This is a genomic window from Microbacterium sp. (assembly GCF_052102115.1).
Classification (GTDB): Bacteria; Actinomycetota; Actinomycetes; order Actinomycetales; family Microbacteriaceae; genus Microbacterium.
Window position 1 is genome coordinate 17,544 of record NZ_JBQDVP010000044.1, and the last position, 7,121, is coordinate 24,664.

Consider the following 7,121-nt stretch of genomic DNA (forward strand, 5'->3'; position numbering starts at 1 on the left):
CAGACGGCCGCCGCGCGGAGCTCGCCGCCGAGGTCGACCGCGTTACCACGCAGGCCCAGCACGACGCCGACCAGGTGCGCCTGCGCATCGACACCGAGTACACGGCCCACGAGGCGCGCATCGATCGCGAGGCCGCGCACGCCGCCGAGAAGGTGAACCAGGCCGAGCAGGAGGCCGCGACCGTCCGCACCGAGGCAGAGAAGGGCGCCGCGGCGCTCCGGTCGATGGTCACCCGCGAGACCACCCAGCAGCGCGCGGATGCCGAGCGCGAGGTCCGCGAGATGAATGCCCGCGTGCTCGAGTTCGAAGAGACCCTGACCCGCAGGCAGGACGACGCGCAGCAGGAGTTCCTGCTGCTGCACAACCAGGCCGTCGCACACGCCGAGCGCATCACGCTCGACGCGAACGAGCAGGTCGCGGCATCCCTGGAGCACTCGAAGCGCATCTCGGCCAAGGCTGAGGACTACGAGCGTCTGATGCGCTCGCAGGCGCAGTCGATCGAGGCCGATGCGCAGATGCGGGCGCGCGAGACCCTCGAGCGTGCCCGGCTCAAGGCGCAGAAGATCGTCAGCACCGTCACCGGTCACACGACCGACGTGCTCCGCGACGCCGAGGACCGCACCCGTCAGCTGCGCTGGCAACAGCAGCAGTTGAACAGCTTCATGGCCGAGGTTCGAGAGCTCATCCGCCCCGACGGTGTGCTCGGATCGGAGGCCGCAGGCAAGGATGCCGGAAACGCCGAAGTCGCCGAGGATGCCGACGACGCCGACGTCCTCGAAGAGGGCGACGAGGTCATCGAACTGGCGCCGGATGCCGACGAGGCCGACGACGTGGATGATGATGACGATGACGATGACGATGACTCCGACGAGGACGGCGAGAAGGGCTGACCCCGCCCACGGCACGAGAGACGCAGCGGCGTAGCCTGAAGTCATGTCGCAACTGGTGAACGTGACCGAGCTGCAGAAGCTGACGGATGCCGGAGCGCGCGTGCTCGACGTGCGGTGGAGGCTGGATCAGCCGGACGGCCGCGAGGAGTATCTTGCCGGGCACATCCCGGGCGCCGTGTACGTGAATCTCGAAACGGAGCTGTCGCGGCCCGGTCGGCCCGACGAGGGCCGTCATCCGCTCCCGACGAGGGTGCACCTGCAGGATGCTGCGCGCCGCTGGGGTCTGAACAGCGGCGACGTCGTCGTGGCCTATGACGATGCCGGCGGGTTGCCCGCGGCACGTGCGTGGTGGATGCTGCGGCAGGGCGGCGTCGACGTGCGGGTGCTCGACGGGGGCTGGAAGGCCTGGCAGGCAGCGGGTGGTGCGGTCGAGCGCGGCGACGTCACGCCGGAGACCGGCGACGTCGAACTCGGCGACATCACGGGCGACAGCCTCTCGATCGATGAGGCTGCGGCTCTGCCGGCATCCGGCATCCTGCTCGACGTGCGTGCGCCCGAGCGGTACCGCGGTGACGTCGAGCCGATGGATCCGATCGCCGGGCACATCCCCGGTGCCGTCAATCTGCCGACGACGGACCATGTGCGCGAGGACGGCACGCTTCGCAGTCTCGACGACCTGCGCGAGAGGTTCGCCGAGGTCGGAGTCGTCGACGGCATCGAGGTCGGCGCGTACTGCGGGTCGGGGATCACAGCCGCGCGGACGGCCCTGGTGCTGACCGAGGCCGGCATCCCCGCGAAGATCTTCCACGGCTCCTGGAGTCAGTGGTCGAACACCCCCGGCCGCCCGGTCGCCTAGCGGGCACCCGCCTCAGCCGATGAAAGGAGGAAACTGTCGGCTCCCGGCCGGTGTGGCCGACATCTTCCTCCTTTCATCGAGGGTCAGGCTTCGCGCGTAGACTGGAGGCACCACCCCGGAAGACCGAGGAATCGTCATGTCTGCCCCTGCTCGCACGTTCACCGTGCGCCACGTCCAACTGCTGCGCGCGCTCTTCGCCGCGGCGTCGGCTCTCATGATCACGTTCTCGCCCGATCACTCTGCCGCTATCGGCTTCTCCGTGTTCGGCGGATTCGTCGCCGCGAGCGGTTTCATCCTGATTCTGGGGGCGTGGCTCGTCGCGTCCGCGGGCAGGCGCTGGCCGTTCATCCTCCTGGCCGCCATCGATCTGGCCGCCGCGATCGTCAGCGGCATCCCGACGTGGCGCACGGACGGGGTGTTCTTCGTCGTCGTGATCGTCTGGGCGGCGGCATCCGGACTGGTCGAGCTCATCGCCGGCCTCCGCGCCCGCCGCACCGAACCAGCCGCGAAGGATGCGATCGTCGTCGGCGCGCTCGGGCTGCTGCTCGCCGTCGTCCTGCTGCTGATCCCGGCGAACTATGCGCTGCAGTACTCCGTCGACGGGGCCGGAGCGTTGACGCTCACCGGAATCATCCTCGCCGTCGGCATGTTCGGCGGCTATGCGGCGATCGTCGCGGTCTTCCTCGCCATCGCCGGGTTCTCGCCGCGTCGCGCCGAACCGCAGGATGCTGAGACCGCGGATGCTGTGGGCGAATCGACCCCGACCGGAGGCGCTGCGTGAGCGAGAAGAAGTCCACCCGTCGAGAGCTGCTGCGTCCGCTGCACCTGCTCGGTATCGCCCTGATCGCCGGTGTGTTCGCCGCGGTCGTGACCCTCGTCTCGACCGGTGCGTTCACTTCACGTGTCAACAGTGCGATCGCCAACGGCAACTACGACGGGCTCACCCCTGTCGCTCTCGGCCTCGTGATCGGCGGCGGCGCGTTCATCGTCACGCTGCTGATCATGTCGATGCTGATCCTCGCCGTCGACCCGCGCGACTACGAGCAGAAGACCCTCGATCGCCCCGTGCTGTACGACGAGGAGCCCGGCGACGCCGAGTCCGGCGATGCCCCGGCCGCAGAGGCCGACGGCGATGAGCCCCAGGACACCGACCCCGCGGCATCCTGACCGCGGCGTCTGGACGGTACGCGCGCCACTTTTCGGCATCCGCTGCACCGATCGATGGCGCGGATGTCACGAAGTGCCGCGCAAGCGGCTACCGCACCGCGCGAGCGACGCGCGCTGACCGCGCTACTGCGCGAGGCGCTCGGCGAGGCCCGTGTAGGTCGCAGGGGTGAGGGCGAGCAGGCGCTGCTTCGCGGCATCCCCGATCTCGAGGCCCTCGACGAACTCGGCGAGCTCGGCGCCCCCGACCCGGTGTCCGCGGGTGAGCTCCTTCAGCAGCGCGTAGGGGTCGCTGATCGTCGAACGGCCCGCGACGACCTCGGCGCGGATGACGGTCTGGATCGCCTCCGCGAGAACCTCCCAGTTCACGTCGAGATCGGCCAGCAGCACGTCCTTCGCGAGCGAGATCTCGTTGAGCCCGCGACGGAGGTTGTCCAGCGCGAGCAGCGAATGCCCGAATGCGACGCCGATGTTGCGCTGCGTCGTCGAATCGGTGAGGTCGCGTTGCATCCGCGAGGTGACCAGCGTCTGCGACAGTGATCCGAGCAGGGCCGCTGACAGCTCGAGGTTCGCCTCGGCGTTCTCGAAGCGGATCGGGTTGATCTTGTGCGGCATGGTCGACGACCCGGTGGCGCCGGCGACCGGGATCTGCGTGAAGTAGCCGATCGAGATGTAGGTCCAGATGTCGGTGGCGAGGTTGTGCAGAATGCCGCCAGCGTGGCGCACGCGGTCGTAGAGCTCGACCTGCCAATCGTGCGACTCGATCTGCGTGGTGAGCACGTTGAAGCCGAGCCCCAGCCCCTCCACGTACTCGCGGGCGACCTCCGGCCAGTCGACCGCAGGGTCGGCGGCGAGATGCGCAGACCAGGTTCCGGTCGCGCCGGAGAACTTCGCGAGATAGTCGGATGCTGCGATCTGAGCGCGCACGCGCTCCAGGCGCCATGCGAAGACGGCGAGCTCCTTGCCCATCGTCGAGGGCGTAGCGGGCTGACCGTGCGTGCGGGAGAGCATCGCGGCATCCGCATGTTCGATCCCGAGTTCGCGCAGCTTCGCGATCACGGCATCCAGTGCCGGTAGCCAGACGTTCTCGACCGCGCGCTTGACGGTCAGCGCGTACGAGACCGAGTTGACGTCTTCGCTTGTGCAGGCGAAGTGGGTCAGCTCGGCGATGGAGTCGAGGCCGAGCGCGGACAGGCGATCGCGCACGAGGTACTCGACGGCCTTCACATCGTGGCGGGTGACGGCCTCTTTTTCGGCAAGCCAGTCGATCTCGGCCTGGCCGAAGTCGCGGTAGAGGCCGCGCAGGCGCTGCTTGTCGGCATCCGACAGGGGAGAGGTCTCGAACAGCGACCGGTCGGTGAGCGCGATCAACCACTCGACCTCGACCTCGACGCGCGCGCGATTGAGGCCGGCTTCGGAGAGGTAGTCACCGAGGGCGGAGACGGCTGGACGATAGCGCCCGTCGAGGGGGCTCAGCGGCTGGACGGGGAAGGCGTTCGGGGAAGTCAGCGGATTCCTCCTGATCGGGCCCCTCAGTTCTGGGGCGTGCGGTGCTGAGCGCGCCGTGCCGGGCGGCTCTGACGCAGGGCCGGTTCGAGCTGGCGGAACAGGCCTCGGGTCGCCGTCTCAATCATAGCCAGCACGGCATCGAACATCGCGGTGTCAGCGTAGTAGGGGTCGGGGACATCGAGGCTGTCGGCGTCGCGATCGTAGGCGAGCAGCATCGTGACCTTGCCCTCCTGGTCGTCGTCGCGCGCCCACTGCCGCAGGATGCGTTCGTGGGTGCGGTCGAGGGCGACGACGAGGTCGTTCTCGGCGAAGGATTCCGCGGTGAACTGCCGCGCGCGATGCGCCGATCCGTCGTAGCCGCGGCGCTCGAGCGCCTCGAGTGTGCGCACATCGGCGCGTTCGCCGACGTGCCATTCGCCCGTTCCCGCGCTGCTGGTGACGATGAGCGCGCCGAGCCCCTGGTGCTCGGCGAGGTCGCGGAACACGGCTTCGGCCATCGGCGAGCGGCAGATGTTGCCCGTGCACACGAAGATGACGCGGAACGGATCTGTCGGGGACACGCATCCATTCTGCCTGCCGCGGCGTGCACTGCACAGTCGAGCGGCGTGCGTTCACGACCTGTTCTGCACACTGCGGGCTTGTGCAGACCTGTGCACTGTTCGCGCGTTCTCGGCCCTTGCGCGGTGTCGCCGCGGAGCATCCTGGTCGCATGCTGAACATCGTCGCCGCCGAGGCATGGGCATCGGACGCCTTTTGGAACTGGTACTCCGCACAGCGTGCCGTGAACGACGCGATCACCGCGCTGGAGGACGCCGGTGCCGCTCTGCTGCCCCTCGTTGCGGACGGCGAATGGCATACCAGAGGGGTCGCCGCCCTGCACGAGCTGATCCTCGAACTGCGGGCGCGGACGGCGTCCGAAGCAGGCGAGCTGAGCAGTCGGCTCTGGGAGATCGAAGCGATGGCGGCATCATGAGCGGCGGGCTCGACATCACGCACGGTGGTGCGATCGCCGTCGATCCGGAGGCGCTTCGCGCCGTGGCGGATGCGCTGGTCGCACTCGCCTCGCATTTCGAGGATGCTGCGCATGCCGTGCGACGGGCGCACGGCAGCCTCGCCGCGATGCCGACGACCGGGGCGCACGTCGACACCGCCGCGCTGTGGGCGAGCGTCGACCGCACGGAGGCGCTGCATGAGGACTGCCGTACCGCGGGGGAGAACACTCGGCTCATGGCCGATGTCTACGAGCTCGTCGAGCGCCGCGCGCAGCTCGACGCGCTGGCGATTCAGGGGAAGCCGCCGACGGGCGCCCTTCTCGACAGGGTCGCCGCGCTCGAAGCATCCGATCCACGCGTTCTCGAGATGGAGACCTGGCTGATCGCCGCGTGGGAGAAGAATCGGTTCGACGGGCTGGATGAGCAGTTCGACCTGGACGGCCTGCACGCCGGCCCGGGTATCGCGGTGCTCTTCGCGGCCGCCGCTGCCCTGGGCGCCAGGGGATTCGGCAGGCTCCCTCCGAACGCGACGCTGTCCGGGAGCGCGGGGCCGGTCTCGGTGGCTCCCGTCAGGACGACGGCCCCGATCGCACCGCCGACGAGTCTGGCTGAGGGATTCCGGCGACTGGACGCCTCGGCGGGGCAGATCACGGTGGAGAAGTACTCGATGGCCGACGGGTCCCGCCGCTTCGTGCTGTATTCGAAGGGCACGCAGTCGTTGGCATCCGACGAGCCGTTCGATATGGAATCGAACATCGACGCGTATCTGGGGGAGGAGCCGGCGTCGTACGCCGCGACCATCGAAGCGCTGGAGGCGTCTGGCGCGGAACCGGGCGACGAGGTCCAGGTCTATGCCCACTCGCAGGGCGCCATGAACTCGGCCTACCTGTCGACGCAGAGCGAGTTCGACGTCTCCGTTCAGGTCACGGCGGGCAGTCCGATGCATCCGACCGTCGGTGAAGATCAGCTGCTGATCGAGATGCGGCACCCGGACGATATCGTCAGTGGGCTCGCCGGCGGTGGTCTGCCCGGAGGCAGCGGGGCAACCGACAGCATCGTCGCCACGCGTGACGGGAGCTCGCTCGACCTGGGGCTGCCGGCGCACATGCTGGGCAACTACATCGAGACCGCCGAGATGGTCGACGCGTCCGGTGACGTGAGATTGGAGGCGTGGCGCGACAAAGCCAGGGAACTCAATGAGGCGGTGTCGATCGAATCGATCGAGTACGTGGCGAAGCGCGAGTGAGCGTCAGTCGCGGCGCTTGCGCTTCTGCGGGCGCAGGATCGCACCGAACACGGCGTTGATGATCGAGATGATGATCGCGGCCAGCACGCCCCACCAGAACGATCCGACGGTGAGGCCCCAACCGAAGCCGGAGGTGATCCACGCGGTCAGCCACAGCAGGAAGCCGTTGATGACGAAGCCGATGAGGCCGAGCGTGAGGATGTACAGCGGGAAGGCGACGATCTTGATGACCGTGCCGATGATGGTGTTGACGAGCGCGAAGATCGCGCCCACCGCGAGCAGCGTCAGCACGAGTTGCAGCGTCTCGCCGGGAGGGAAGGCGACGATCACGACCTGCAGCGCAGGGATCAGCGTGACGACCCACAGCGCGAACGCGTTGATGACGACTCGGATGATGAAACGCATGGTGCATTCAGTCTCGCACGATCGCCTCGCCCATGGCAGTTGTCGCAAAATTTGCGACA

The 7,121-nt window shown here is 68.4% G+C and carries 8 protein-coding genes and 1 pseudogene; 6 read left to right on the forward strand and 3 right to left on the reverse strand.

Features of this window, described 5'->3' with window-relative positions; translation table 11 throughout:
• The 4 genes and pseudogenes from ACTICP_RS12625 to ACTICP_RS12640 form a co-directional block, all read left to right on the forward strand.
• Positions 1 to 890, forward strand: a pseudogene (locus ACTICP_RS12625) (cell division initiation protein); the annotation flags it as partial.
• 43 nt (positions 891 to 933) lie between these two features.
• On the forward strand, positions 934 to 1,746 hold the full coding sequence (locus tag ACTICP_RS12630; protein WP_441892870.1) for a sulfurtransferase: 813 nt from the start codon (positions 934 to 936) through the stop codon (positions 1,744 to 1,746).
• A gap of 136 nt (positions 1,747 to 1,882) precedes the next feature.
• Positions 1,883 to 2,527, forward strand: coding sequence for an acyl-CoA synthetase (locus ACTICP_RS12635; RefSeq protein WP_441892872.1), 645 nt, complete (start codon positions 1,883 to 1,885; stop codon positions 2,525 to 2,527).
• Complete coding sequence (locus ACTICP_RS12640; RefSeq protein WP_441892874.1) at positions 2,524 to 2,913, forward strand: hypothetical protein; 390 nt, start codon at positions 2,524 to 2,526, stop codon at positions 2,911 to 2,913. The genes ACTICP_RS12635 and ACTICP_RS12640 overlap by 4 nt, the downstream gene beginning before the upstream one ends.
• 123 nt (positions 2,914 to 3,036) lie before the next feature.
• Here ACTICP_RS12640 and purB read toward each other — a convergent pair whose 3' ends face one another.
• Positions 3,037 to 4,419, reverse strand: coding sequence for an adenylosuccinate lyase (gene purB, locus ACTICP_RS12645; RefSeq protein ID WP_441892886.1), 1,383 nt, complete (start codon positions 4,417 to 4,419; stop codon positions 3,037 to 3,039).
• A 23-nt stretch (positions 4,420 to 4,442) separates the two neighbouring features.
• Complete coding sequence (locus tag ACTICP_RS12650) at positions 4,443 to 4,916, reverse strand: low molecular weight protein-tyrosine-phosphatase (protein ID WP_441892888.1); 474 nt, start codon at positions 4,914 to 4,916, stop codon at positions 4,443 to 4,445.
• Positions 4,917 to 5,128: 212 nt separating this feature from the next.
• Here ACTICP_RS12650 and ACTICP_RS12655 point away from each other — a divergent pair, with 212 nt between their 5' ends.
• The gene (locus ACTICP_RS12655) at positions 5,129 to 5,392 is read left to right on the forward strand and encodes a hypothetical protein (RefSeq protein WP_441892876.1); all 264 of its coding nucleotides are present in this window, start codon (positions 5,129 to 5,131) and stop codon (positions 5,390 to 5,392) included.
• Complete coding sequence (locus tag ACTICP_RS12660; protein ID WP_441892878.1) at positions 5,389 to 6,657, forward strand: hypothetical protein; 1,269 nt, start codon at positions 5,389 to 5,391, stop codon at positions 6,655 to 6,657. The genes ACTICP_RS12655 and ACTICP_RS12660 overlap by 4 nt, the downstream gene beginning before the upstream one ends.
• Before the next feature lie 3 nt (positions 6,658 to 6,660).
• Here the strand turns inward: ACTICP_RS12660 and ACTICP_RS12665 are convergent, their stop codons facing one another.
• Complete coding sequence (locus tag ACTICP_RS12665) at positions 6,661 to 7,062, reverse strand: phage holin family protein (RefSeq protein ID WP_441892880.1); 402 nt, start codon at positions 7,060 to 7,062, stop codon at positions 6,661 to 6,663.
• Positions 7,063 to 7,121: the final 59 nt, after the last annotated feature.

What these genes read in the sequence shown, in the direction of transcription:
- ACTICP_RS12660 (WP_441892878.1), top strand. Translation starts at nt 5,389, where the DNA reads ATGAGCGGCGGGCTCGACATCACGCACGGTGGTGCGATCGCCGTCGAT.
- ACTICP_RS12655 (WP_441892876.1), top strand. Translation starts at nt 5,129, where the DNA reads ATGCTGAACATCGTCGCCGCCGAGGCATGGGCATCGGACGCCTTTTGG.
- ACTICP_RS12650 (WP_441892888.1), bottom strand. Translation starts at nt 4,916, where the DNA reads ATGGCCGAAGCCGTGTTCCGCGACCTCGCCGAGCACCAGGGGCTCGGC.
- ACTICP_RS12635 (WP_441892872.1), top strand. Translation starts at nt 1,883, where the DNA reads ATGTCTGCCCCTGCTCGCACGTTCACCGTGCGCCACGTCCAACTGCTG.
- ACTICP_RS12665 (WP_441892880.1), bottom strand. Translation starts at nt 7,062, where the DNA reads ATGCGTTTCATCATCCGAGTCGTCATCAACGCGTTCGCGCTGTGGGTC.
- ACTICP_RS12630 (WP_441892870.1), top strand. Translation starts at nt 934, where the DNA reads ATGTCGCAACTGGTGAACGTGACCGAGCTGCAGAAGCTGACGGATGCC.